The sequence below is a fragment of the Blastococcus sp. CCUG 61487 genome, assembly GCF_005222955.1.
Lineage (GTDB): Bacteria > Actinomycetota > Actinomycetes > Mycobacteriales > Geodermatophilaceae > Blastococcus.
This window is the reverse complement of sequence record NZ_LWUA01000179.1, coordinates 1-23,793: the sequence shown is the minus strand read 5'-3', so window position 1 is coordinate 23,793 and position 23,793 is coordinate 1. Positions and strand designations below refer to the sequence as shown.

At 72.5% G+C, this 23,793-nt stretch carries 30 protein-coding genes; all 30 read left to right on the top strand.

Features of this window, described 5'->3' with window-relative positions; translation table 11 throughout:
* The first annotated feature begins 89 nt into the window (after positions 1-89).
* A complete protein-coding gene (locus tag A6V29_RS09700; protein WP_137160101.1) occupies positions 90-713 on the top strand; it encodes a DUF4349 domain-containing protein in 624 nt (207 codons plus the stop codon).
* The gene (locus tag A6V29_RS09695) at positions 710-2,371 is read left to right on the top strand and encodes a terminase large subunit domain-containing protein (RefSeq protein WP_137160100.1); all 1,662 of its coding nucleotides are present in this window, start codon (positions 710-712) and stop codon (positions 2,369-2,371) included. The genes A6V29_RS09700 and A6V29_RS09695 overlap by 4 nt, the downstream gene beginning before the upstream one ends.
* Positions 2,372-2,391: 20 nt before the next feature.
* Positions 2,392-3,870, top strand: a complete 1,479-nt coding sequence (locus tag A6V29_RS09690) for a phage portal protein (RefSeq protein ID WP_137160099.1) — start codon at positions 2,392-2,394, stop codon at positions 3,868-3,870.
* The gene (locus A6V29_RS09685) at positions 3,863-4,675 is read left to right on the top strand and encodes a hypothetical protein (RefSeq protein ID WP_137160098.1); all 813 of its coding nucleotides are present in this window, start codon (positions 3,863-3,865) and stop codon (positions 4,673-4,675) included. The genes A6V29_RS09690 and A6V29_RS09685 overlap by 8 nt, the downstream gene beginning before the upstream one ends.
* A gap of 64 nt (positions 4,676-4,739) precedes the next feature.
* A complete protein-coding gene (locus A6V29_RS20845; RefSeq protein ID WP_170977802.1) occupies positions 4,740-5,501 on the top strand; it encodes a hypothetical protein in 762 nt (253 codons plus the stop codon).
* Positions 5,502-5,594: 93 nt separating this feature from the next.
* Positions 5,595-5,987 carry a head decoration protein gene (locus A6V29_RS09675; RefSeq protein ID WP_137160097.1) on the top strand — a complete coding sequence of 131 codons (393 nt, stop codon included), beginning with the start codon at positions 5,595-5,597 and terminating at the stop codon, positions 5,985-5,987.
* A 13-nt stretch (positions 5,988-6,000) separates the two neighbouring features.
* Positions 6,001-7,032, top strand: coding sequence for a major capsid protein (locus A6V29_RS09670; protein ID WP_137160096.1), 1,032 nt, complete (start codon positions 6,001-6,003; stop codon positions 7,030-7,032).
* The gene (locus tag A6V29_RS09665; RefSeq protein WP_137160095.1) at positions 7,032-7,394 is read left to right on the top strand and encodes a hypothetical protein; all 363 of its coding nucleotides are present in this window, start codon (positions 7,032-7,034) and stop codon (positions 7,392-7,394) included. The genes A6V29_RS09670 and A6V29_RS09665 overlap by 1 nt, the downstream gene beginning before the upstream one ends.
* Complete coding sequence (locus tag A6V29_RS09660) at positions 7,391-7,819, top strand: Gp19/Gp15/Gp42 family protein (protein WP_137160094.1); 429 nt, start codon at positions 7,391-7,393, stop codon at positions 7,817-7,819. The genes A6V29_RS09665 and A6V29_RS09660 overlap by 4 nt, the downstream gene beginning before the upstream one ends.
* The gene (locus A6V29_RS09655; RefSeq protein WP_137160093.1) at positions 7,813-8,184 is read left to right on the top strand and encodes a hypothetical protein; all 372 of its coding nucleotides are present in this window, start codon (positions 7,813-7,815) and stop codon (positions 8,182-8,184) included. Before A6V29_RS09660 ends, A6V29_RS09655 begins: the two co-directional genes overlap by 7 nt.
* Positions 8,181-8,639 carry a hypothetical protein gene (locus tag A6V29_RS09650; RefSeq protein WP_137160092.1) on the top strand — a complete coding sequence of 153 codons (459 nt, stop codon included), beginning with the start codon at positions 8,181-8,183 and terminating at the stop codon, positions 8,637-8,639. The genes A6V29_RS09655 and A6V29_RS09650 overlap by 4 nt, the downstream gene beginning before the upstream one ends.
* 3 nt (positions 8,640-8,642) lie before the next feature.
* Complete coding sequence (locus A6V29_RS09645; protein WP_137160091.1) at positions 8,643-8,909, top strand: hypothetical protein; 267 nt, start codon at positions 8,643-8,645, stop codon at positions 8,907-8,909.
* Positions 8,906-9,196 carry an HK97 gp10 family phage protein gene (locus A6V29_RS09640; protein WP_137160090.1) on the top strand — a complete coding sequence of 97 codons (291 nt, stop codon included), beginning with the start codon at positions 8,906-8,908 and terminating at the stop codon, positions 9,194-9,196. The genes A6V29_RS09645 and A6V29_RS09640 overlap by 4 nt, the downstream gene beginning before the upstream one ends.
* A complete protein-coding gene (locus A6V29_RS09635; RefSeq protein ID WP_137160089.1) occupies positions 9,193-9,657 on the top strand; it encodes a hypothetical protein in 465 nt (154 codons plus the stop codon). The genes A6V29_RS09640 and A6V29_RS09635 overlap by 4 nt, the downstream gene beginning before the upstream one ends.
* A gap of 28 nt (positions 9,658-9,685) precedes the next feature.
* The gene (locus A6V29_RS09630; protein WP_137160088.1) at positions 9,686-10,273 is read left to right on the top strand and encodes a phage tail tube protein; all 588 of its coding nucleotides are present in this window, start codon (positions 9,686-9,688) and stop codon (positions 10,271-10,273) included.
* On the top strand, positions 10,270-10,797 hold the full coding sequence (locus tag A6V29_RS09625) for a hypothetical protein (RefSeq protein WP_137160087.1): 528 nt from the start codon (positions 10,270-10,272) through the stop codon (positions 10,795-10,797). The genes A6V29_RS09630 and A6V29_RS09625 overlap by 4 nt, the downstream gene beginning before the upstream one ends.
* A 107-nt stretch (positions 10,798-10,904) precedes the next feature.
* Entirely contained in the window at positions 10,905-11,270 is a 366-nt protein-coding gene (locus tag A6V29_RS09620; protein ID WP_137160086.1) for an SPRY domain-containing protein, read from the top strand.
* 24 nt (positions 11,271-11,294) lie between these two features.
* Complete coding sequence (locus tag A6V29_RS09615) at positions 11,295-14,831, top strand: phage tail tape measure protein (protein WP_137160085.1); 3,537 nt, start codon at positions 11,295-11,297, stop codon at positions 14,829-14,831.
* Positions 14,831-16,729: a hypothetical protein gene (locus A6V29_RS09610; protein WP_137160084.1), complete on the top strand. Its 1,899-nt coding sequence runs from the start codon at positions 14,831-14,833 to the stop codon at positions 16,727-16,729. The genes A6V29_RS09615 and A6V29_RS09610 overlap by 1 nt, the downstream gene beginning before the upstream one ends.
* Positions 16,729-17,889, top strand: coding sequence for a hypothetical protein (locus tag A6V29_RS09605; RefSeq protein WP_137160083.1), 1,161 nt, complete (start codon positions 16,729-16,731; stop codon positions 17,887-17,889). The genes A6V29_RS09610 and A6V29_RS09605 overlap by 1 nt, the downstream gene beginning before the upstream one ends.
* Complete coding sequence (locus A6V29_RS09600) at positions 17,889-19,604, top strand: tail fiber domain-containing protein (RefSeq protein WP_137160082.1); 1,716 nt, start codon at positions 17,889-17,891, stop codon at positions 19,602-19,604. Before A6V29_RS09605 ends, A6V29_RS09600 begins: the two co-directional genes overlap by 1 nt.
* Positions 19,601-19,843, top strand: coding sequence for a hypothetical protein (locus A6V29_RS09595; protein ID WP_137160081.1), 243 nt, complete (start codon positions 19,601-19,603; stop codon positions 19,841-19,843). The genes A6V29_RS09600 and A6V29_RS09595 overlap by 4 nt, the downstream gene beginning before the upstream one ends.
* Entirely contained in the window at positions 19,840-20,148 is a 309-nt protein-coding gene (locus tag A6V29_RS09590) for a hypothetical protein (RefSeq protein ID WP_137160080.1), read from the top strand. The genes A6V29_RS09595 and A6V29_RS09590 overlap by 4 nt, the downstream gene beginning before the upstream one ends.
* Positions 20,149-20,215: 67 nt before the next feature.
* The gene (locus A6V29_RS09585) at positions 20,216-21,196 is read left to right on the top strand and encodes a hypothetical protein (RefSeq protein ID WP_137160079.1); all 981 of its coding nucleotides are present in this window, start codon (positions 20,216-20,218) and stop codon (positions 21,194-21,196) included.
* Between the two features lie 53 nt (positions 21,197-21,249).
* Positions 21,250-21,657: a hypothetical protein gene (locus A6V29_RS09580; RefSeq protein WP_137160078.1), complete on the top strand. Its 408-nt coding sequence runs from the start codon at positions 21,250-21,252 to the stop codon at positions 21,655-21,657.
* Positions 21,658-21,663: 6 nt separating this feature from the next.
* On the top strand, positions 21,664-21,996 hold the full coding sequence (locus A6V29_RS09575; RefSeq protein ID WP_137160077.1) for a hypothetical protein: 333 nt from the start codon (positions 21,664-21,666) through the stop codon (positions 21,994-21,996).
* On the top strand, positions 21,993-22,637 hold the full coding sequence (locus A6V29_RS09570; RefSeq protein WP_137160076.1) for a hypothetical protein: 645 nt from the start codon (positions 21,993-21,995) through the stop codon (positions 22,635-22,637). Before A6V29_RS09575 ends, A6V29_RS09570 begins: the two co-directional genes overlap by 4 nt.
* Positions 22,638-22,665: 28 nt before the next feature.
* A complete protein-coding gene (locus A6V29_RS09565; protein WP_137160075.1) occupies positions 22,666-23,049 on the top strand; it encodes a hypothetical protein in 384 nt (127 codons plus the stop codon).
* Positions 23,049-23,549: a DUF1353 domain-containing protein gene (locus tag A6V29_RS09560; RefSeq protein ID WP_137160074.1), complete on the top strand. Its 501-nt coding sequence runs from the start codon at positions 23,049-23,051 to the stop codon at positions 23,547-23,549. Before A6V29_RS09565 ends, A6V29_RS09560 begins: the two co-directional genes overlap by 1 nt.
* A gap of 20 nt (positions 23,550-23,569) precedes the next feature.
* Positions 23,570-23,793 (top strand): hypothetical protein (locus tag A6V29_RS09555; protein ID WP_137160073.1); only part of this gene is annotated, 224 nt, incomplete at its 3' end.

The following is a 23,793-nucleotide window of genomic DNA, read 5'->3' as shown; positions in this document are numbered from 1 at the left end:
ACCGGGTCCCCGGTCACCCGCGTGCATCAGCACTTCGTCCGCCGCCACGGCGAACTGGGTGTCATCCCGTCAGGGGAAAGGACGACGACATGGCCGGCATGGGACCTGCTCCGAAGGATCCGAGCACTCGTAGCCGGCGCAACGCCACCCTGCCGATGACGAAGTTGTCGAGTGCGGGCCGCGGCGGCAAGCGGGCGCCGAACTGGCCGCTGCCGGGCGACGTCGGGCTGGAAGTACGGCTCCGACTTGCCCGCGAGTCCGAGGAGCGGCTCACCGCGGAACTGGCCGAGTCCGAGGACGGGCGCACTTTGCGGAGACTGGAGCGCCAGCTCGCGGAGGTCCAGTCCACAGTCGCGCTGCTGAGTGCTCAGGAGAAGCAGCAGAAGCGGCTGGAGGGCGAGCTCTGGCGGGATCTCTGGCGCACTCCCCAGGCCGTGATGTGGGAGCGGCTGGGCTGGACTCGTGACGTCGCCCAGTACGCCCGGCTGAAGGTGCGCGCCGAGCTCGGCGACATGAACGCCGGCAAGGAGGCCCGTCAGTGGTCCGATCGGCTCGGCTTGAACCCGATGGCGCTGCTGCGGCTGCGGTGGGAGGTCGAGCCGGCGTCCGCCGAGGGTGAGAGCAGAGGTCGGCGTACGAGTGCACCGCGCCCGGCCGGTCGGTCTGAGTCGGTGGTCGTCGACGCGCGCGACATCTTCCGCCACACGAAGTGACGCTCCTCCTCGTCCCTGAGCTGGAGGAGGAGCCCTGGCCCACGCTGGGTCCGCAGATCGCCGACTTCCTCGAGGAGCGGTCGATCTTCGGGCCCGGGTCGCTGCAGGGCCAGCCGTACGTCCTCGACGCCGAGAAGCGTGCGGCGCTGTACCGGGCGTACGAGGTGTACCCGCAGGGGCACGTGTGGGCCGGCCGCCGACGGTTCAAGCGGGTCGGCATCTCCTGGCGCAAGGGCTTGGCGAAGACCGAGTTCGGCGCCGAGATCGTCTACGCCGAGCTGCACGCCGAGGGGCCGGTGCGCTGCGACGGGTTCGACGCCTACGGCCAGCCCGTCGGCCGGCCGGTGAAGAGCCCCTACATCCCGATGCTCGCGGTCACCGTCGAGCAGGTCGAGGAGCTCGCGTTCGGCGCGCTCTACTACATCTGCACCGAGGGCCCGGACGCCGACTACTTCGACTCCACGCTCGAGCGGATCGTGCGCATCGACGAGCGCGGCCGGGCCGATGGCCGCGCGGTGCCGCTGGCCAACTCCCCCGGATCCCGAGACGGCGCGCGCACCACCTTCCAGCTGTTCGACGAGCCCCACCGCCTGCACCTGCCCCGCCAGGTCGACGCCCACGAGACGATGGTCGCCAACCTGGAGAAGCGGGTCCTGGAGGACCCGTGGGGCATGTACGTCGGCACCGCGGGCGAGCCTGGGCAGGGATCGGTGGCCGAAGGCCTGCACCGCGAGGCACAGCTGATCGCCGCCGGCAAGATCGACGAGCCGAGGCTCTTCTACTTCCACCGGCAGGCGCGGGACGGGCTGAACCTGGAGAACTTCGACGAGCGCCTCGACGCTGTCGCGGAAGCCACCGGACCGGTCGGCGAGTACGGGCCAGGCCAGTTCCATTCCATCGCTGCTCAGTGGGACAGGCCCGGGGCGGACAAGGCCTACCTGGAGCGGGTGTGGCTGAACCGGTGGACACGGTCCGGCGCGCAGGCCTTCGACCTGAAGAGGTTCGAGGCGCTCGGCCCCGAGCGCGACGTCGACGGCAACCCGGTGGAGGAGCGCACCATCGCCCCGGGCTCGTTCATCACGCTGGGGTTCGACGGCGCGCGGTTCAAGGACGCCACCGCGCTGGTGGCCACCGACATCCCGACCGGCCTGCAGATGCCTCTGGGGTTGTGGGAGCGGCCGGAGAACGCCCACGACGGGTGGGAAGTGCCCGAGGACGAGGTCGACGACGTCCTCGAGGACGCGATGCGCCGGTTCAAAGTGTGGAAGCTGTACGCCGACCCACCGCACTGGGTGGAGACGGTCGGCAAGTGGGCGGGCAAGTACCCCGACCAAGTGGTCGAGTGGTGGACCTTCCACCGCCGCCCGATGGGCATGGCGATCCGCGCCTACCAGGAGGCCATCGACTCCGGCGCGCTGTCGCACACCGGCGACCCGGACCTGATCCGGCACGTCGGGAACGCCGGCAAGAAGAAGACCAACCTCGTTGACGACGAGGGCAAGACGATCTTCATCCTCACGAAGATCTCCGAAGAGCGGAAGTTCGACGCCGCGATGGCCGCGGTTCTGTCCTGGCGGGCCCGCCTGGACGCGCTCAGCGCCGGCGCGAAGCCCCCGCGGTCGTCGTCCGGCTTCTACGTCCCGTACCGCGTGCGCTGACCTGACCGGAAGGAGTCGACGTGCCCCTCGACGACGTCGACACCCCCGGCAGCCCTGGATGGTGGCTGCGCCGGCTGGCGAAGCAGCTGCACGAGGACCTGCCGCGCCTGCAGATGCTGCACGACCGGCACGCTGGTGACCCGCCGCTGCCCAAGGGGGCGGAGAACGCCAAGGCCGCGTTCCAGGCGTTCCAGCGGCAGGCGCGGACGAACTTCGAGGAGCTCATCTGCGGGGTGGTGACCGAGCGGCAGCGCCCGGTCGGGTTCCGCACGGCGGCAGAGGGCGACGAGAACGGCGACGCGGTCGCGGCCCGTATCTGGGCGGGCAACGAGCTCGACGTGCAGTTCAAGCAGGTGGCGGAGTACGCGCGGTCGATGGGCCGCGGCTACTTCATGCTGGACGCCCCGGAGGACGCCCGCAAGATCCCGGTGATCACCGCGGAGGACCCGCGGAACACCATCACCGAGCACGACGTGGCCCGCCCGTCGCGGATCCTGGCGATGCTCAAGCGGTACCACGACCCGGTGTCGCAGCAGGACGTCGCGGTGGTGTTCCTGCCGGCCGGCGTTGACCTCGGCGACGGGCCGACCGAGTGGGCCACGGCGCACCGGGCGGTGCGCTCGAGGAAGACCACGAAGTCGACCCGGATGGCGCCGGTCGTCCCGGCCGCCTGGGACTGGGACGGCGACCCGATCGTCCTGGCCACGAAGCGGGTGCCCGGGGCTCGGGTGGCGAACCCGAACGGGCTAGCCGAGTTCGAGCGGCACATCCCGCTGCTGGACCGGATCAACCACACGATCTTGCAGCGCATGGTGATCATCACGATGCAGGCGTTCCGGCAGCGGGCGATCAAGAACCTGCCGAAGCACTACCCGGACGACTACCCGGTCGAGGATCTGCGCGGCAAGGAGATCGACTACGAGGGCGTGTTCTCCGCTGACCCGGCGGCGATCTGGATGCTGCCTGGGCTCGGGGATGCCGCGGCGGAGATCTGGGAGTCCGGCCAGCTGGACCTGACGCCGGTGCTGAGCGCGATCAAGGACGACGCGCAGCACCTGATGTCGGTGACCCGCACCCCGTTCTTCTTCCTCAGCCCGGAGGCAGCCAACGGCTCGGCGGAGGGCGCGACCCTGCAGCGTGAGGGCCTGGTCTTCAAGGTCGAGGACCGCAACACCCGCGACGGGGCCGCGCTCGCGCTGATGATGTCGATCGCGCTCGAGCTGGCTGGCGAGGCCAACCGGGCCGAGCTGGGTGACATGGAGACCCTGTGGGCGCCGGTCGAGCGGCACAGCCTCGCGGCGAAGGCGGACGCGGCGTACAAGGCCAAGGCGTCGGGCATGTCCGCGCTGACCATCCTGACCGACGTCTGGCAGATGTCACCGCGGCAGGCTCAGCGCGAGCTCGACGCCCGGGTCAACGACTGGCTGACCGCCGGCGGCGACGACGAGGAGCCACTCGGCGACCTCCCGGGCCCGGCGGGTGTGGCGACCGGTGGCTGACCCGTACGACCGGCTGGCGACCCGGCACGCCGCCAGGCAGGGGCAGCTCAGCGACCGCACCATCGCCCAGCTGGGCAGGCTGTGGGCCGCTGTGACCGACCACGGGGACCCGGCGCAGCTGGCCGCCTTCGTGGGCCGCGCGTCCACGGTGGTGCGGTCCGCCGAGTTGGCGACCGGCCGGCTCACCGAGGCCTATCTGCGGCAGGTGCTCCGCCAGCTCGGCGTGACGGTGCCGGCGAGCACCCTGGTGAACCTGCCGGCGTCCCTGCGCGGCGGGGTAACGCTCGAAGAGGTGCTGCTCCGGCCGGCGGCGACGGTGCGGTACCTGCAGTCCACCGACGTGCCGCTCAGCACCGCGGCCGCGGAAGGCCTGCGCAGGCTGGGCGCGATCGCCGCGACCAACCTGCAGCTGGCGCTCACCCAGGCGACCGTGAACGTGCTGTCCCAGACGCCGGGCACAGGCGGCTACCGACGAATCCTGCGGCCCTACCTGTCCCGCGGCGGGTCATGCGGGCTGTGCATCGCCGCCGCGGACCGGATCTACGGCCGCGGCGACCTGATGCCCATCCACGCGAAGTGCAAGTGCGCGGTCATGCCGATCACCCGCGCCGGTGACCCGGGCCTGCGGCTCAACCAGCGCGACCTGGACCAGCTGTACCGCGCGGCCGGCGACTCGACCGAGGGCGCCGAGCTGAAGCGCACCCGTTACCGAGTCGAACGGCACGGCGAGCTCGGCCCGGTCCTGGTGCCGGCCGGTCAGCGATTCCGTGGCGTCGACGACGTCGCCGCGTCGCTCGCTTCCTGATCCACCGCCACCCCGGCGGTACGCCCGTCACGGGCGCCACCATCCCGACACGGGAGAGCAGCACATGCAGCGCACAGCCCTGCCCCACGCCTCGAAGATGGCCGCCGCTCGGGCCCTGGCCGCGGAGTTCATCGCCGCGCGACAGGCGCGGCACGGCACCCTCCGCATGGAGGTGGACCCGCCCGCGGACCCGCCAGCGGACCCGCCCGCCGATCCACCGGCAGACCCTCCGAACCCGCCCGACAGGGGCTACCCGGAGAACACGCCGCTCGCCGAGATGACCGTCGAGCAGCGCGAGGCCTACCACCGTTACCACTCCCGGAAGTGGCAGGGCATCGCCGAGTCCCGTAAGGACTACGACGCGATCAAGGCCAAGGCCGAGCAGTTCGACGAGCTGCAGCGGCAGCAGATGACGCCCAGCGAGCAGGCTCTCGACGAGGCACGGCGACAGGCCCGCGCCGAGGAGCGCGCCGCGCAGGCACCCCGGCTGGTGAAGGCCGAGTTCCGGGCAGCCGCTGCCGGCCGGACGATCAACGGACAGCCAGTCGACCTTGACGCCCTCCTCGAGGACGTCGACCTCACGAAGTACCTCACGGACGACGGCGACGTGGACACCGACAAGGTGACCGCGCGCCTCGACAAGCTCGCCCCCCGCGACTCGCAGGAGGGCGGTGGCCGTCAGAACGGCGGTCAGCAGGGCCAGCAGCAGCGCCACGGTGCTGGTGGCCACCGGCAGTCCGGCGCGGGCAAGCCCGACGTCGCGGACACCCGGAACGCCATGGAGCGGGCCCTGGGCCGCCGGCCCAAGGCCACCACCGGCTCCTGAGAGCGCCACACCTCGTAGGACCCCCGCCCGCGAGACCCGTCACGGGTCTCCACCGGGTGTGGTTCGTGATCACACACCTGAAGGAGACATGCCGTGGAAGGCATCGCGCAGAAGAAGACCCGGTACGGCGGCGGCGACCACCGCTGGATGGGTGACCTGCACGGGCTCAGCACCCCCGAGCCCGGCACCCTCAACGGGGACCTGTTCCCCGCCTCGGACTTCCCGGACGGCCTCGTGCCCTCCGGCGTGCAGATGGGCCGCGTGACGGCCAGCAAGCTGCTCGGTCCGTACGACGACGAGGCCACCGACGGCCGCCAGGTCGCGGTCGGGCACCTGATCAGCGACCAGCTGGTCTCCGCCGGCTCCCGCAACGACGTCGCCCTGCTCACCCACGGGTCCGTCATCCGGAACCGGCTGCCCGCCAACAGCGGGCACGACGCCGCGGCCGAGGCGGACCTCAAGCACATCCGCTACCGGGACTTCTGAGGGGACCTGACCCATGCGCATCATCACCGACCTCGTCGACCTGCAGGTCGCGACGCTGGCCATCCGGGAGATCCCCTTCCCGGAGAACCGGCTCGAGCAGTACCTGCCCGTCGTCGAGAACGAGACAGTCGACTACCGGCTCGCCCGGACCGACCGGTTCAACCAGGCCGCGAACATCCGGGCCTTCGACATGCCGGCGCCGATCATCGGCCGGCCGGACGCCACCGTCGTCAAGGGCGGTCTGCCCGCGATCTCCGCGATGGACGTCATCACGGAGACCGAGGCCATCCGCGCCCGCCGTCTCGCCGGGCTGGACAACGGCGAGGCCGTGGCGAACACCGTCAACGCGGTGCTCGCCCGCACCACGCAGGCCGTGCAGAACAAGTACGAGCTGCTGCGCGGGATGGCGATCTCGCAGGGCGTCATCGTCGTCAACGAGAACGGCGTGAACCAGGCCGTCGACTTCGAGATCCCGGCCGAGAACAAGGTCACCCGCGCGGTGTCATGGCTGGACCCGACCGCGAACATCCTCGCCGAGCTGATGGCGTGGCAGCAGGTCCGGATCGACTCGGCCGGCTCGCCGGCCGAGGTCGCGCTGACCTCGAGCCGGGTGCTGCAGGCGATGCTGCTCAACGAGGGCATCCGCGGGCTGTTCAACCCGCGCCCGTCGATCATCAGCCCGGAGGCGCTCAACCAGCAGCTGGCCGCGTTCGGCCTGCCGCGGATCGAGACCTACGACCGGAAGATCGACACCGGCGCCAAGGACGGCAACGGCCGCCCCGTGCGGCAGCGGGTCATCGCCGAGGACCGGTTCGTGCTGCTCCCGGGCGCGGACAACCCGATCGGTGAGACCCAGACGGGCCTCACCGAGGAGGCCACCCTGCTCGGCGAGCAGGGCGTCCTGGCCGAGGAGGTCGCCCCCGGCATGGTGGCGGTCACCCTGGTCAACGACCACCCGGTGTTCCGGGCCGGTCTGACCGCCTCGATCGGTCTGCCCGTCATCGAGCGGCCGGACGAGATCGTGACGGCGACGGTGCTGTCCTGATGGCCGGGCAGACCCTGAAGGGCACCCTGTACCAGTCGGGCCCGGACGGCCAGGTGCAGTCCTTCCCCGGCGGCACGCCGCGGGAGAAGCTGCCGAAGTGGGTCAAGGTCGACGACGGCGCCTTCGACGGCGAGCCGGAGGCCAAGCCCGCGCGGAAGGCCTCCGAGCCGGACGGCTCGCTGCCGCCGAAGTCCGGCAACGGCTCCGGTCAGGCGAACTGGCTGGCGTACGCCCGCACCGAGGAGAACGCGGCGAAGCTGGCCGCGGCTGAGATCGAGATCAAGGACGACGCCAAGCAGAGCGAGATCATCGCCGCGCTGGAGAAGGCCGAGATCCCGACCGAGAAGCCGGCCGGCCAGTGACCGAAGGGGCGCCGGCGGCCTTCGCGACCGCCGAGGACGTGATCGGCCGCTGGCGCCCTTTCCGCAACGACACCGAGAAGGACCGGGCCATCGTCCGGCTCGGTGACGCGTCGTCGCTGCTGCGCACGCTCGTGCCCGACATCGACGCCCGCATCCAGCACGAACCCGAGCTGGCTCGCACAGTCACGTCGACGGTCGTCGACGCCGTCGTGCGGTTCCTGCAGAACCCGAACGGCGCCAAGCAGTTGCAGGAGACGATCGGCAACCGCAGCTACGGCATGACCTTCGACGGCAAGCCGACCGGCGTGTTCTTCACCGAGGGGGAGCTCGCCGCTCTGCGCCCCGGCGCCGGCCGGTCGACGTCGAAGCTGCCGGCCCTGGGCACCGCGTTCGTGTCGGCCCGTCCGGGCTGGGCACCGTGGTGATGGGCCGGTCCTTCGCCCAGGCCGTACAGCTGTTCAACCCCGGCGAGCCCGTGCGGGACGCCGACAACACCACGTGGCTGCCCGGGCCGCCGGCCGTCACCGACGGGGTGGCTGATCTGTGGCAGCTCAACACCGAGCAGCAGGTGCTCGCCCCGGACGGCACCGTCGTCGCGGACTGGGCGGGCAACTTCCCGCCGGGCGACCCCGTGAAGGCCGGGACGACGGTCCGCGTCGTCGAGACGGGCGCGCTCCTGCGCGTGCACGGTCAGCCCGAGACGTTGGCCTCGCTCCTCACCGGCGAGCCCGACCACATCGAGGCACGTCTGAAGTTCATCTCCGACCAGCAGCAGGGAGCGACACCATGACCAGTCCGGCCCACGCCACCGACGCCGGCACCACCACGACCAGCGACGCGGGCACCGCGGCGGCGCTCAGCCCGGTCCTCGGCCCCGACCCGGCGGCCACGGACACCGGCTCCGCGGACCTCGCTGCCGCCGAGCCCGCCGCGACGTTCGCCGTGGGCGGCTTCGTGACGGCGAGCGTCGGGGTGTACCGGGACCAGGACGGGCGGGTGCACTACGCCAGCCCGCACTCCAAGGCCACCCGGGAGCGGCTGGCGTCCGGCGAGTGGACCGAGCACGACCAGGCCGAGGCCGAGGAGCCGTTCGACCCCGCCGGCGAGAAGGTGCGCGACGTGGTCGCCTACCTCGAGGAGCACGCCGACGACGCGGCCGAGGTGCAGCGGGTGAAGGACGCGGAGGCGGCCGGCGAGAACCGTCCGACGATCGCCTCCTGGTCCCCCCCGGCCGCCGGCGACTGACCGGTGGCCGGCGCCGCCCCGGAGCCGGTGTTCCTCGAGGTCGTCGACACCGGCGCCACGTCGGGCGGCGAAGGGCTGATGCCCGACGAAGTGCGGCTCAACGGCGTCCCGCTCGCGGTGGCCGAGGGCACGCCGATCGTGCTGCACGAGGTGGCCGTCAGGCCCGGGCAGCTGGTCACCGCCACGCTCACGCTCGTCGTCTCCGCCCTGTCGGTGCGGCCGGCGGGCCCGCCCCCGGGGAGGAAGCCACGGCCACCACTGCTCGGGTGACGATCTACCGCGGCCTGGTCGAGCAGCAGGCCCGGCGGTTCTCCACCCCCGGACGTGTCGAGATCGCGAAGGCGATCGTGGCCGACCACCGCGGGAGCGCGCCGGTGGACTCCGGTGAGTACCGGGACGGCGCGACCGTCACCACCCGCGGCGACGACGTCGCAGTGTTCAACCGGGACTCGACGTCGGTGTACAAGGAGCTCGGCACCTCGGACACCCCGGCGCACGCGACGATGATCAACGCGGCCCGGAAGTACGGGCGCTACTCCGGCTGGATGCCGCGGTGACCGGGCCGCAGCAGGAGCTGCTGGCCGAGCCGCCGCCGGCGGTGCTCGCCGTGCTCGACGACCTGCGCGGCTTCACGCAGCTGGTGGAACGGGTCGGCGGCGCCGACCGGATCGGCACCCGCAAGCCGACGGACGTGCGCGGCCTGTTCGTGTGGGTGCGGTCCGCGGGCGGGTTCCCGCTGAACGCCGCTCGCGGCGCCTGGTCGCGCACCGTGCAGATCGAGGTCGGCGCCGCCGCCCCGGTTGCCCAGGAGCTGCCCGAGCTGGCGGTGGAGCGGGTCGCCGGCCTGATCGCCGTCCACTTCGCGTCGAAGCGGCGCGCCCAGGTGTTCCAGGGCGCGTCGTGGCGTGCCCGCCCGCTCGACGGGCCGTTCGACATGACCGACACCAGCCGGGGCGCCGATGCCCCGGTGTTCAAGCAGGGCGTCCGCCTGGACGTCCGGATGCACGCCCCCGTCTGACCCAGACCCCTTCACCGGAGGAGAACCGATGTCCAACAACACCGACGCGTCGAAGTCAAGGCTGTGGGTCGACGGCGACGCGTTCCGTGCGCCCGCCGGCACGCCCCTGCCCGCCGGGGAGGGCGTCGACATCTTCAACGACGACGAGTTCACCGGCTGGGACGCCTACGGGGCGATCAAGGCCGGCTTCGAGGTGTCGTCCAACCAGGAGTCCTCCAACCTCAGCGCCTGGAACGCCAAGGGGGCGTACCGGAAGAAGAAGGAGGACGCGATCAAGTCGATCGCGATGCGGCCGGTCGACGAGTCGAAGGCCACCATCCTCACGTTGCTGCGCGGCGGCTCGGTCGCGGAGACCGCGACCGGCTCGGGCGTGTTCGAGCTGATCGAGGGCGACGACGAGGAGTTCGCGCTCCTGCTGGTGTGCCGCGACCCCGGCCACGGGTCGAAGGCGTACTACATCGAGCGCGGCACGCTGGACAACCTGCCGAACGAGGTCATCAACGACGAGGACCTCAACGGCTACGACCTCGTCATCACCGCGCTCACGCCGGCCGGCGGCGGCCGGGCCGTGCGCCCGTTCGTCGACTCCAACCCGCTCGCGCCCGCCGCGCCGTGACCTCGGGCTCGACCTCCGCGAAGCCGGCGGCCGGGCGGAAGCCAGCGGCCAAGCGCGCGCCGCGAGCCTCCCGGGCAGAGGTCACGCCGCCGGCGGGAGTTCAGCTCTCGCCGGCGGCGGCCCCGGGCGGGGACGGGCTGTCGCTGAACCAGTGGCTGCACGACGTCGCCAACACGCCCCGCCGCCTCGAGGTGTTCGACCGCTGGTGGGAGTTCAAGCAGCCCACCGGCGGCCGCGCCGAGACGTGGGACCGGCTGGTCCGCGAGCAGGGGTGGCGGGCGGCGCTGGCCAGCATGATGGCCGACGAGGAGGCCGCCCCGGAGCGCACCGTCACCGTCACCGTGCCCGGCGAGGAGGGGAAGCCGGTGGACAAGCCGGTGGTGATGGAGTCGCTGCCGGGCAGCGCGCGGGCCGACGAGTTCCTCGAGGCGCTGTACGAGCTGGTGCTGCCCGAGCTCGCCGCCGAGTTCTGGAAGCGGTTCGAGAGGGCTCTGTTCGGCCTGGGGGAACCCTCGGCGTCCTGATCGGGCTGCACGCCGACCAGGACGCCTGGGACGTCATCTGGACCGATCTGCACCGGTTCCACCAGCTGTCCGCGGACTGGGCGTGGCAGCACCTGCCGCTGCGCCGCATGTGGGCGCTGATCGACACCCTGCCGCCGGAGTCGGCGTGGCAGCGGCGCCGGCACGACGGCCGCACCCCGCTCGAGGAGAACGTGGCGACGCTCCTGGACTTCATCGTCCACACCGCGATCGCCGACTACCGCTCCTCCACGTTCGACCCGGAGGCGTACCCGGAGCACGCCGAGCTCGCCACGCAGGCCAAGCGGGCGCGGCGGATGAAGCAGACGCCGCCTGAACTGCCGTCGGTCGTCCCTGTGGCTCTGCGCCCGGAGGGCTGGTCGCTCACCGAGGACCTGACCCGGCTGCCGGAGCCAGCCGTGGAGGAGGTCCACGGCCACGAGGCCCACGTGCGGCTTCTCGCCCTGCTCGCCTGACCCCTATCGAAGGAGGCCGCTGTCGTGACCAGCCCCGGCGGCCGCATCGAGATCCGGGTCGACCCGGACCTGCGGGGGTTCTCCAACCGTCTGGGCTCGGGCCTGGAGTCCTCGGCGCGCTCCGGGGTCGCTCGCTTCGCGGCGGCGACGAAGGCGGCGCTGACAGTGGCCGCGGTCGGCATCGGCGTTGCCGGTGTCGCCGCGGCCCGTTCGACGTTGAACCTGGGCATCGAGTACGAGGCGCAGCTGAACACGCTGCGCGCCGTCTCGAACGCCACCGAGGAGCAGATGAAGGCCGTCGGGCAGACGGCCAAGGAGCTCGGCTCTGACCTGACGCTGCCGGCGACGTCCGCCGCGGACGCCGCGGCGGTGATGACGGAGCTGGCGAAGGCCAACTTCAGCGTGCAGGAAGCGCAGGACGCGGCGAAGGGGTCGCTGCAGCTCGCCGCCGCGGCGCAGATCGACGGGGCCCGGGCCGCCGAGATCCAGGCCAACGCGATCAACGCCTACGGGCTGGAGGCCTCCGACGCGGCGCGGGTGGCCGACGTGCTGGCCAACGCCGCCAACGCGTCGTCGGCGGAGATCACCGACGTCGCCGACGCGCTGTCTCAGGCGTCGGCGGTGGCGGCGAACGCGAAGATCTCGATCGAGGACACCGCCACCGTCCTGGGCATCCTGGCGAACAACGGCATCAAGGGCTCCGACGCCGGCACGCTGCTGAAGTCGGCGCTGCTGGCCGTGCAGTCGCCGTCCAAGCAGGCCCGCGACGCGATGGCGGACCTGAACCTCACGGCCTACGACGCTCAGGGCAACTTCGTCGGGCTGCGGGCCATCTTCGAGCAGCTGCAGACCGCCCAGGGGCGGATGACGCAGCAGCAGTACGAGATGGCCACCTCGACCCTGTTCGGCTCGGACGCCGCCCGGCTGGCCGGTATCGCCGCCAAGGAGGGCGGCGAGGGCTTCGACCAAATGGCCGCCGCGATCGGCCGGCAGGGCGCTGCCGCCGACGTCGCGGCGGCGAAGGCGCAGGGCCTGGGCGGGGCCATCGAGGCGTTCAAGAGCCAGGTCGAGACGGTGCAGATCGACGTGTTCGAGCGGGCCGCCCCGTCACTGGAGCGGCTGGTGCGGGCGGCGGCGGACCGGCTGCCCGAGGTCGCCGACCGGGCACTGGCCACCGCCGACGAGGTGGTCGGGCACTTCCAGGAGATGGCCCCGCGGATCGGGCAGGCGATGCAGGCCCGCCGCGAGGCGGTGGCCTCCGCCTGGCGGGAGCTGGGGCAGCCGCTGGTCGACGGGGCACGCGACCTGGTCGACCGCGGCCTGGACGTCGCCGTCGACGGTGTGGAGCGGCTCGGCGAGCTGGCCGGCAAGGCGGTGGACACCGTCGAGCCGCTCGCCAAGTCCGTTGGGGAGCTCGCCAGCGAGCTGGCCGAAGCCGACGGGCCGCTGGCCGCTGTCGGCGGGGGCCTGGAGGTGGCAGCGGACGCCGCTGAGCTGGCGCTCGACGCCGTTGGCCCGCTGGTGAGCCTGGCCTCCAAGGCCGCCGGCGCGTTCGGGGCGATGCCCGGGCCGTTGCAGACCGCCGCGCTCGCCCTGGTCGCGTTCCGGGTGGCTGGTCGCCGGGCCGGGGACTGGGCCACCACCGGGCTCACCGGGCGGATGACCGCCCCGTTCACGACGTTCGGGCAGACGGTCCGGATGCAGATGGCGCTGGCTGACAGCTCGATCACCCGCTCGCAGGCTTTCCGCGGCGGTATCGCGACCGCGCTGGACCGGCAGGTGCCGGCCGTCACCGGGTCGATCAACCAGATCACCGGCGCCTACCGCGGCGGGATCGCGGAGTTCAACCGGCGCACCGCCCAGTACGGGCTGGCGGTGGACGGCTTCGCGTCCCGCGTGCACGGGCTGAGCCGCGCGGCGCAGACGGCGGGCAGCGTCGGCATCAGGGGTCTGCAGTCCGCCGGGGCGGGGCTGGTCGGGTTCCTCGGCGGCCCCTGGGGTGTCGCGATGGCCGGCGCAGCTGCAGGGGTGGCGCTCCTGTCCAGTGCCCAGCAGAACGCCACGCAGACCGGGCAGCGGTGGGCTGAGCAGCTGCGGGCCGGCGGGGCTGCGGCGGAGGAAGCCCGCCGGCAGATGCAGGTCTACCGCGATGAGCTGGCGGGGCAGGGGGCGGGCGAGAACAAGGGCGTCGACTTCGGCTGGGACCGGTTCGTCAGCGACCTGAAGGTCGACCTGGGGATCACGAGTCGCGCGCTGGAAGAGGCCGAGGAGGCGTCCCGCAGCTACTGGAACTCGCTGACCCCGGTCGAGCAGGCGACGTCGAAGGTAGCCGAGTGGACGAACACCTACGCCACGCGCCTCCGCACCCTGGGTCGGGGGCATGAGGACACGCGGATCGCCCAAGAGCGGCTGGCGCACTGGACCAGCGTGCTGTCCTTCCGGCAGCGCGAGCTCGACGGGGCGATGCAGTCGGTGAACGCGCGCATGTCGGAGCAGACCCGGCAGGCGCTCGAGGCGGCGAACACCGACCTGGCGTGGCGTGGCCAGCAGAACCAGCTGGAGCAGCAGATCCAGCGCACCGCGGATGCGGTCAACCGGTACGGGGTGGAGTCCGCCGAGGGGCGGGCGGCGCTGCTGCAGCTGGAGCAGCAGACGATGGCCACCGCCGAGTCGGCGCGTCAGCACGCGATCGCCGTAAACCAGTCCCGCGGGGCGGAGGAGGCGGCGACCGCCGGCGACGCGGCCTACCTGGCGCAGCTGATGATCACCGCCCAGCAGCTCGGGGTGTACACGCCGGCCGCGATCCAGCAGACCATCGCCAAGCTGCAGGGCACCACCGACGCCGGGCAGGTGGCGGCCGCGGCGTTCCAGCAGCTGGGCCTGGAGGTGCAGAACGTCCCGAACTCGAAGACGGTGATCGTCTCCTCCACCACCCCCGAGCAGATCGCGCTGCTGGAGACCCTCGGGTTCAGGGTCACGACGCTCCCGGATGGCCGGGTGGAGGTCGTGGCGTTGACCGCGGACGCTGAGGCCGCGATCGACCGGGTGGCCCGGAACCGCACGGCGACGATCACGGTCAACACCGTCCAGACCGGAGATGTGCAGCCTCGCGCCGGCGTCAACGTCCGCCGCGCTGGCGGGGGCTGGATTTACGGGCCGGGAACCGGCACATCGGACAGCATCCTGATGTACGGCTCGAACGGCGAGTTCATGGTTCGCCAGCGCGTCGCATCCCAGGCCCCGGCCGGCATGGAGGCCCTCAACCGCGGCGACTGGGCAACGGCCGCCGAAGAGTTCGGCGCGCTGGCTGCCCGCCAGTCGCAGGCGCAGCTGGCCGAGCTCGCCGGCAGCCGCGCCGCCGCGGCCGCCGGCCACTACGCCGCCGGCGGGTTCGTCAGCCGCGGCGTGGCCGCCCCGCCGGTGCTGGTGTCGGTCGGTGACCACAAGACCGTGGTCCAGCTCGACTCGCGGGTCATCCGCACGATCGCCCGCGAGGAGGCCGGCGCGGTCATCGCTTCCGGGAACGCCAAGGTCAGCCGCAAGGTGAGGAGTCGCCGCTGATGGCCGCCGCCCAGGTCGTCGACCTCCGCGTCAACCCCGACGACCGCGAGCAGTGGGTCACGTTGCACGGCAACGGCCGCATCGACTCGCACAACTGCCCCCCGGTCACCGACGGGCCGGACGGCTGGTTCACCCGCCTCGACCAGCCCGTCGCCGTCGCCATCCACGTCTACGACTGGACGGAGATGAAGGGCTACGTCCTCGACAAGCAGGGCGGGGTGCACGCCTTCGGCGGGGCGGACCTGCTGTCCCTCGGCGGCGAGGGCGGCAACCAGCTCGCCGGGGTGCCCTACTGGTTCGAGGGCATCTACCGCGACTGGTCGTGGGACACGTTCAACCAGGGCCGCGGCTACGTGCTCGACGGGTACGGCACGATCCACGCGTTCGGTGGTGCGCCGGCGAATGTGTGGCGGCCCGGTAACCGCTGGTCCTACCTGATCGCCCGTAAGCTCGTGGTGTCCTGGGGGCCGGACGTCATCCGGGCGTACACCTTGGACGGGTTCGGCGGCATCCACGCCGACTTCTCGGCGGTGCCGGTGCCCGTCTCGGCTGGGGCCCCGTACCGGCGGGACTGGGACTTCGCCCGCGACCTGGCGATCACCGACTGGGTGTCGCCGGCGGGCTACACGCTGGACCTGTTCGGTTGGCCGATCCCGTGGGGCGGGGCGGAGCCGTCCACGCCGATCGCCTACAACAACTCCGGCGACTGGGCGCGCCGCATGGCCATCCTGAGCCCCGACGACCCGCTCGAGTTCCTGTGCGTGTGGTCGTTCGGGCAGGAGTACCGGTGGTTCGCCTCCACCCCGCCCACGGTGGTCGCGGGCGGTCTCTCCCCGCAGTCGCCCGCGTCGACGGTGGAGACCACGACGCGCCCGATGCTGGCGTGGGCGTACTCGGACGCGCAGAAGGACTCCCAGGCGGAGGTGCAGCTGCTCGTCTTCGACCAGGCCGTCATCGACGGCACCCCCGGGCTCGGAACCAACCCGTGGGCGCACCGCGACAAGGCGCTCGTGGCCGAGACGATCACCAACCCGACCCTGCGCGGCATCGTCTCCCCGGTCCACCTGGCCAACGGGCCGAAGCGCATGTACGTGCGCGCCCGCGACACCGCCGGACCGGTCAGCTGGTCGACGTGGTCGACGCGGGCGTGGTCGCAGGCGGTCCCGCTTCCTGCGACGCCGACCAACCTGGTCGCGACACCGTCGGAGGACACCCTGTCGGTGGCGCTGTCGGTGTCGACCAGCGCCGGCACGGCGAACCTCGTGCGGTTCGAGTTCTCCGACGACTACGACCCGCAGGACCCGGACGCCGCCACCTGGGTGCCGGTGTTCGACGCCGACGCCGTCCCGCGGGCCGCGACCACCAACGCCGCCGACTGGACCATCCCGTTCGGGCCGGCGCGCCGCTACCGGGCCCGGGTCTACGGGCTGGACCCGGCGGTCATCTCCGAGCCGTCCAACATCGCCGAGGCAGCCCTCAGCACGCGCACGATCGCGCTGACGTCGATCGCCGACCCGTCGCTGGGCGGCGAGGTGATCGCGGTCGGCGAGTGGGGCTGGAGCGAGCCGACCGGCGGCGGGCTGTTCCAGACCGCCGGCGACCGCTTCCCCACTCTGCTGGTCGACTCCGAGCCGAAGGCCCGCACCCAGGACCTCGTCCTCGACCTGAACGGCCGCGGCGAGTTCGAGAAGGTCCGGGCTCTGAAGCGCAGCAACAGCGTGCTGCTGCTCCGCGACCCGTTCGGGGAGGCCGTCTACTGCCGCATCTTCGGCAGCATCAACTACGCGCAGCAGCGCGAAGAGCCACTGCCCGGCGAGGACACCCCGCTGCGCCACTCCCACGAGGTCGTGCTGCCCCTGGTCGAGGTCGCTCCCCCGATGGCGCCGGACGGCAGCTGATGGCCTGGATGTGGACCCCGGAGGCCGAGCGGGCGCGCACCGCGCGCGGCGGCCACACCGTCGCGACGAAGGTCGACATCCTGCACGGCGGCTCCTGGGCGTACACGCTGAAGGCGATCGGCGGCGAGGTGTCGGCCTCGGCGGGGAGCTCGGTGCGCGCCAGCGTCGGCTGCACGCTGGTCGACCCCACCGGGACCCTCGGCAAGGGCGACGTCGGTGACCTGCTCAACGCCGACGAGTGCGAGATCGCCCCGTACCGCGGCGTCGTGTTCGGGCCGCCGCGCCGCCGCGAGCGGGAGTACGCCCCGCTCGGCGTCTTCGGGCTCACCTCCCACGAGCTCGACGACACCCCCGACGGGCTGACGATCCGGCTGACCGGGCAGGACCGGGCACTGATCTACCAGGGGCAGATGCTCAACGCGCTCACCGTCCGCGCCGGCACCCCCATCGAGGTGGCCATCCGGATGCTGCTGGCCGCGCGCAACCCGACGGTCACGCTGCTGGCGATGCGCACCGGCTTCACCTGCGGCCCGCTGCTCTACCCGTCGACCACCAACGTGTGGGACGCCGCCCGCGAGCTCGCCGCCTCGGTGGGCGGCATCCTGTTCCACGACCGCACCGGCCAGGCGGTGTTCGCCATGTCGGGTCCGCAGTCCGATGCGCCGGTCGCCATGTACGCGGAGGGCACCGGCCGGCTCGGCAAGGTCACGAAGAAGATCGACACCGACACGATCTTCAACGTGGTGATCGCCGAGTCCCCGGACGGCCGGATCCGCGCGGTCGCCCAGGACCTGGACCCGACGTCGCGGACGTACGCGCGCGGCCGCTACGGGCCCCGGCCGGCCCCGACGCTGGTCAACCAGCACTTCCACTCCGTGGACCAGGCCATGCAGGCCGCCGTCGCCCGCCTGGACTACGAGCTCGGCCGCACCGAGACCGCCACCTTCACCGGTCCGCCCGACGCCGGCCAGTACGTCGACGAGGCCGTCGTCCTGCACCGGCCGGCCTCGGGGTTCCACTACCGCGGCGTCGTGGTCGACGAGCTGGACATGCCGCTCGAGGTCGGTGACGGCGACGGCGCCGAGATGACGGTGCGCTGCCGGAGCTCCCGCCTGGCCCGTGACGGCCGGATGTTCCCCATCGAGGAGGTGGCCGCCTGATGACCGCGACGCTGCCCCTCGACGACCCGCTGGTGCTCGAGCTCGAAGCGCTCCGCGAGGAGCTCGCCGAGGTGCGGGGGCAGATCCCCAGCATCCGCCGGCTGACTGTCACCGACACCGACCCGGCGACCGGGACCTTCACCGTCGCCGTGCCCGGCGCCGAGGAGCTGCCCGACCTGGCGGCCGGCTCGCACTTCCTGCCCGCCGCCGGCGACGAGGTCGAGCTCGAGCTGCACGGCGCGACCCCGGTGCTGCGCCCTGGGCGGATCGCCGAAGGGGCGATCACCGAGCGGGAGCTGTACCCGACGGTCGTCGAGAAGATCACGGTCGGCATGACCGCCGCGAACGGCAAGAACAAGGTGTCGTTCTCGCTCGAGGACCCGTCCGGGCCGGGCACGGCGGTCGGCGACCCCTGGTTCAAGCGCGAGTCGGCCATCGGCCCGATCGTCGGCGCATGGGCGTGGGACGGCGACTCGTGGGAGCCGGCCACCTTCGGCGACGAGGTGCTGTCCTCGCTCACCGTCGCCAAGCTCGTCGGTGGTACCGCAATGTTCGACCTGATCATCGGCGGCCGCGTCGCGAGCGCCTACTCCGGGCAGCGGTACGAGCTGAACTCGCTCGCGCTGCAGGGCTTCGACGACGACGAGACGCTCACGATCCACCTCGACGGCAAGAACAACCTGCTGATGGGGCAGATCGTCACCGGCCCGCCCGGCACCCGCCGCGTCATCGTCGGCGCCTCCGGGTCGATCGGTGAGGTCCGGTTCGAATCCGGTCAGCCCGGGGTCGACGGGATCGTGCGCTCGTTCAGCGTCGGCTCCGGCTTCCAGGCCATCCAGATGATCCTGCCGGTGCCGGGCGCCTCAGCCACCTGGAACAACATCCAGATCGAGTCCGACGAGGAGATCTTCCTCAACAGCAAGCTGGTGGCGGTCAAGGTCGGCGGCGCCGCGGCGGCCAGCGGCCACTACTTCAGCGTGATCCACGTGCCGGACAAGGCCAGCCCGAACGCGAACATGAAGGAACTGTTCAGGGTCAATCCCACGGACATGATCCACTGGGGCGACGACGGTTCCCGGTTCCAGCGGTTCGGCGCCAACGGCAACGTCATGTTCGCCACCAGCACCGCGAACCGCTACCAGAGCTTCGCCGACAACGGCGAGGTCATCTTCCGCAACAACACCGCCTCGTTCTCGGCGTTCATCCCCCCGGACGCCGGCAACTTCGACATGTCAGCCCGGCTGAAGCTGGTCAACACCCGCTCGGTCGGGGTGTCGCTGCGCGCCTGGTACGACGCGCTGGGAGCACCCACCCGCCTCGAGGTCCGGGACGGACCCGACACCGGGTTCGTGCACGTGTGGGCGGCCGGCTACGAGATCCAGTCCGACGCGGCCGGGAAGACGAACATCCGCGAGGCCACCGGCTCTCTGGCGATGCTGCGCGGGATGCGCCCCAAGCGGTACCGGATGAAGCCGCCGGCGAAGGCGCCGAAGATCCGCCACGGCTTCGACGACGTCGAGACCGACGAGCTGATCGCCGCGGGCGACGATCGCGAGTACATCGGCCTGGTGGCCCAGGACGTGCACCCCGAGATGCAGGTGCAGGGCTCCAGCGGGCTCGGCGTGGACCTCTACGCGGTCGTCTCCCGCCTGGTCGGCGCGGTCGGGGAGCTCGCCGACCAGGTGGACGACCTGAGGAAGGACGGGAAGCCGTGAGCCTGCGCGACGACGGCCACTACCACTGCGACAAGTGCGGCCTGGACCTCGGCAACGGCCGAGCGCAGATCGCCACCAAGGTGGCCGGCCGGCACCCGGACGAGCCGCTGCGACAGCGGCAGCTGGACTTCTGCGTCGAGGAGCGCCCCGGCGCCCCGTTCGGCTGCACCGGACTGATCATCGGGCCGGCCGCCGTGGCCGACCTGACCACCTACCAGGAGACGAGGAACATCGCGTGAGCAACGCCCCAGGAGCCGCCGAGCCCCAGGCCCCAGCGAAGTCGGTCGCCCAGGTGGAGATCGACCGCGACGAGGTCCTCGCCCGGGCCCGGCAGCACCCGGTCGCCGGCCCCTACGTCGAGGTCATCATCCGCGACCTGATGATGGGCGCTCTCGCCCAGCAGCTGCGCGAGACCCAGGAGCAGCTGGCCGCCGCCACCGGCCAGCCCGCTCAGACGACGACCGGGACCAAGCCGCGCCCCGGCGCGAAGCCGCAGCGCACCCCGCGCAAGCGAGCCGCCGCCAGCGCCTCACCCGCCGAGTAGTCCCCTCACCACCCGCACCCGACCGCCGTCCGGCGGCCGGGCCCCATCCATGCCCGGAGGAGCGACGATGGCCGCCTACCTGACCGGCAAGAAGCTCGGCACCCGCCAGTGGTACGACCAGCGCCGCTGGCCCAACGGGCAGCCTCGGCCGCTCACCGGGTGCACGGTGCTGCACACCTCCGAAGGTGTGATGGACACGGTCGGCCCCGACACGGGCGCCGAGGCCCTCGCCGAGTACATCCGCGGGCGCACCACCGCTGGCTCCTACCACGACGTCGCCGACTCCGACTCCAACCTGCAGTTGGTGGAGTACGTCCACGGGGCGTTCCACGACGCCACCGGCTCCAACAACTGGGCGCTGGCGATCGCGTTCGTGTGCCGCACCATCGACTGGGCGCGGATGAGTCCCGAGCGGCGGCGTGGGTTCCTTCGGCAGGGGGCGCTCGCGTTCGTCCGGCAGCAGCAGTACCGGCGCGCCGTCAAGGCGCCGCTGACCCGACTGCGGCTCATCACGAAGGCGGAGTCCGACCGCGGTGAGTCCGGGTTCACCTACCACGGCTACCGCGACCCGGGCCGCCGCACCGACCCCGGCACCACGAAGACCGCGCCGTTCCCGGCCGAGGAGTTCTTCCACGAGTGCCGTGTCGCGCTCGCCGAGCTCATGCCCGACCACCCCAACGCCGGCCGCGCCGCGGCCGGGAGCACGTCCACCCGCACCTCCGTCCTGGTCCTGGAGGACCCCATGCAGATCCCCGCTGGCGAAGGCGTTCACCTGACCGTCCCCTACGTGCCGGAGGGCCACAAGGCGGTGCTGACCGTCACCGGCGACTCGGTGTCCGGGGCGGTCGTCTACTCCAAGGGCGTCCGCGGCGACGGCACCGGCCACCCGCTCATCACCCCGAACAACGACTGGAAGCTGTGGCTCGCCCCCGGCTTCCAGGCCACCGTGGACGTCACCTGGTTCACCGCCGTCACCCTGCACAACCACGGGGCGGAGAAGAAGCCGGACGCGATCGCCAGCGCCGCCATCGTCGTCGTCCCGGCCTGACGGCGGTGCTCGCTGTCATGGCGCCGCGGCCCCGGGAAGTGCATCAGCAGCCGGTGAGGGTCATCACCGCGCGAGCCGTGGGGTTCGTGCTGGCCGGCGTCGCCCTGTTCGACGGCGCCGGCCTGCTCTACGGCGGCGACAGCGCGGTGCAGAGCCCCAGCTGGGCGGTGTTCCGGGCCTTCCCCGGCCCCGAGACCGTCGGGCTGATCTACCTCACCACCGCGGTCATCCTGATCTACGCACTCGCCCGCCCCGGCGAGCTCCTCGCCTGGGTGCTCTCCGGCGGCATGGTCTGGTACCTGGTGGTCGCGGCCTCGTTCGTCGCGTCGTGGCTGGTGACCGGCGGCCAAGTCGTGTGGCCCGCCCTGTCGAAACCCCTCTCGCTCACGGTGCTGTGGCTGCTCGTGCTGCTGGCGAAGCCCATCACGCCTGCGGAGGCGCCCCCTCACGGACAGGAGTAGGCCCGGATGCGCGCTGTCGGGCCCGTCGCGGCAGCCGCCGTCGACAGCAGTTCTGTCCCCACCCTGATCGTCATCGCGTTGGCGCTGCTCGGCGGTGGCGGCGTCGCGGCCCTGGTGACCGCGCTGGCGACCCGCCGCAACTACGTGCAGACCGGCTTCCGCGACCTCGCCGACGCCTCGGCGAAGGAAGCCGCCGAGGAGCGCGCGGAGCGGCAGCGCATCGAGCGCAGCCGCGACCGCTGGCGGGCCTACTCCTACGCGCTGCGCGACGAGCTCGCCGCGGCCGGGTTGACCTCGAAGGCCATCCCTCCTGTCGACCACCCGAGCGAGGCCTCGTGACGCACCGCCAGTGGCCGGCCGTGACCGTGCCGGCCATCCCCGACGACAACGCCCCGCTCCCGCCGGCGCGCCGTCCGACGAGGTGGACGGTGCGCCGCGGCCGGGCCATCGCCTTCGTCCTCATCGGCCTGGCGCTGGCCGTGTCGCTGCTGGCCGTGTACGCCACCTACGAGGAGGCGCAGCGGTCGGCCGCGGAGTCTGCGGCGGTGAACGAGCGCCTGGACCTGCTCGAGCAGGAGCGGGCGGAGCGCACCCGCCAGCGGGACCAGGAGCGCGACCAGAGCGCCGCCCGGGACGCCGAGGTCCGCAGGTACCTGTGCTCCGTGCTGGGCCAGATGCCGGCCGGCCCGTCCGACCTGGAAGAGCTGCGGGAGGCGCTGGCTTGCGACGAGCCCGGCGTTCCGCCTCTACCCGGAGCCGAGCCGCCGCCTGGCCCGACCGCCCCGGCTCCCGGCCCGCTCCAGCCCCCGCCGGCGTCCGGCGGCTCCTCGGAGCCCCCGGCTGCCGCCCCGGCGCCGTCCTCGCCACCGCCGACCACCCCGGCGCCGCCCGCCACAGCAAGCCCGACCCCGGTCCCGCCCGAGCGCACCGACCGGGGCCTGCTCGGAGACATCGTCTGCGCCCTGCCGCTGCTCTGCTGAGCGGCCCCTACCGCCCGAGGAGCTGCCCGTGCTCAACCGCCTGTGGACGGCCGCGGCCGACGCGCTCCAGTACCTCCGCTACGCAGAGCCTGCTGCGCTGAAGGCCCGCTGGGCCGCCGTCTGCGGCCTGATCGCCACGGTGTCCCCGACGGCGGCCGGCTGGCTCGACATGAAGGTCGGGGTCGCCCTGGCGGGGCTGGCCGTCGTCGGGCCGTGGCTGCAGGGCAAGCGCACGCGCGCCGACGTGTGGTCGCAGCAGACGGTCGACGACCTCGCCGACCTGGTCGCGCTCTTCCCGGCCGCCAAGGCCGAGGCGACGCGGCTGCTCGGCGCCGGGCTGTCCTACCGGATCGTCCGCGACCACATCGAGACGCAGCAAGCTCACGCCGCGCGGTCGCCGGAGCCGTCCTGATGCCCTTCGCCGCCGGGCCGGTGCTGCGCTACCTCGGCGCCGGCCAGTACGCCACCGTCGGCGCCACGGACTACGTCGGCCAGGTCGACGTCATCAGCATCCCCTCCGACTTCCCCACCGACCTGGCCACCGTGCCCAGGCTGTTCTGGGCGCTGCTCCCTCCGCACGGCGCCTACGAGAAGGCCGCGGTGCTGCACGACTACCTGTGCGTCCAGCTGGCCCAGCACCGGCACTGCTGGTGCCGGCCGCCGGTCGACGCGCGAGAGACCGACGGCCTCTTCCGGCGGGTCATGCGCGAAGCCGGGGTCGGCTTCACGACCCGCTGGCTGATGTGGACAGGCGTCCGCTGGGGGGCGCTGGCCAACCCCGCCCGGCGTGCCGGCTGGTGGCGCGACGCCCCCGCCGTGCTCGCCGTCTCCCTCGCCACCGCGGCCACCGCGGTGGCTGCGGTCCGCACCACCGACCACCTCGTCCACGCCGTCGCCCGCCGGCGTCGCTGACCCCGACCGAAGGGATCCCCATGGCGCTCGCCATCTACCAGGAGCTCGTCACAGGCAGGCTCCACTGGGCCGAGTCGACGTCGTCCTCCACCCAGGCGCGGCTGGCCACCGGGCAGTGGGTGCTCTACGACGACACCCCGACCACCCCGCCGCCGAGCACCGACCCGCTCGGCTCGGAGATGGCCCAGCGGGTGGCCCCCGGCACCCCGTTCGGAGACGCACTGAGGGCGGCCTCTGAGCTGCT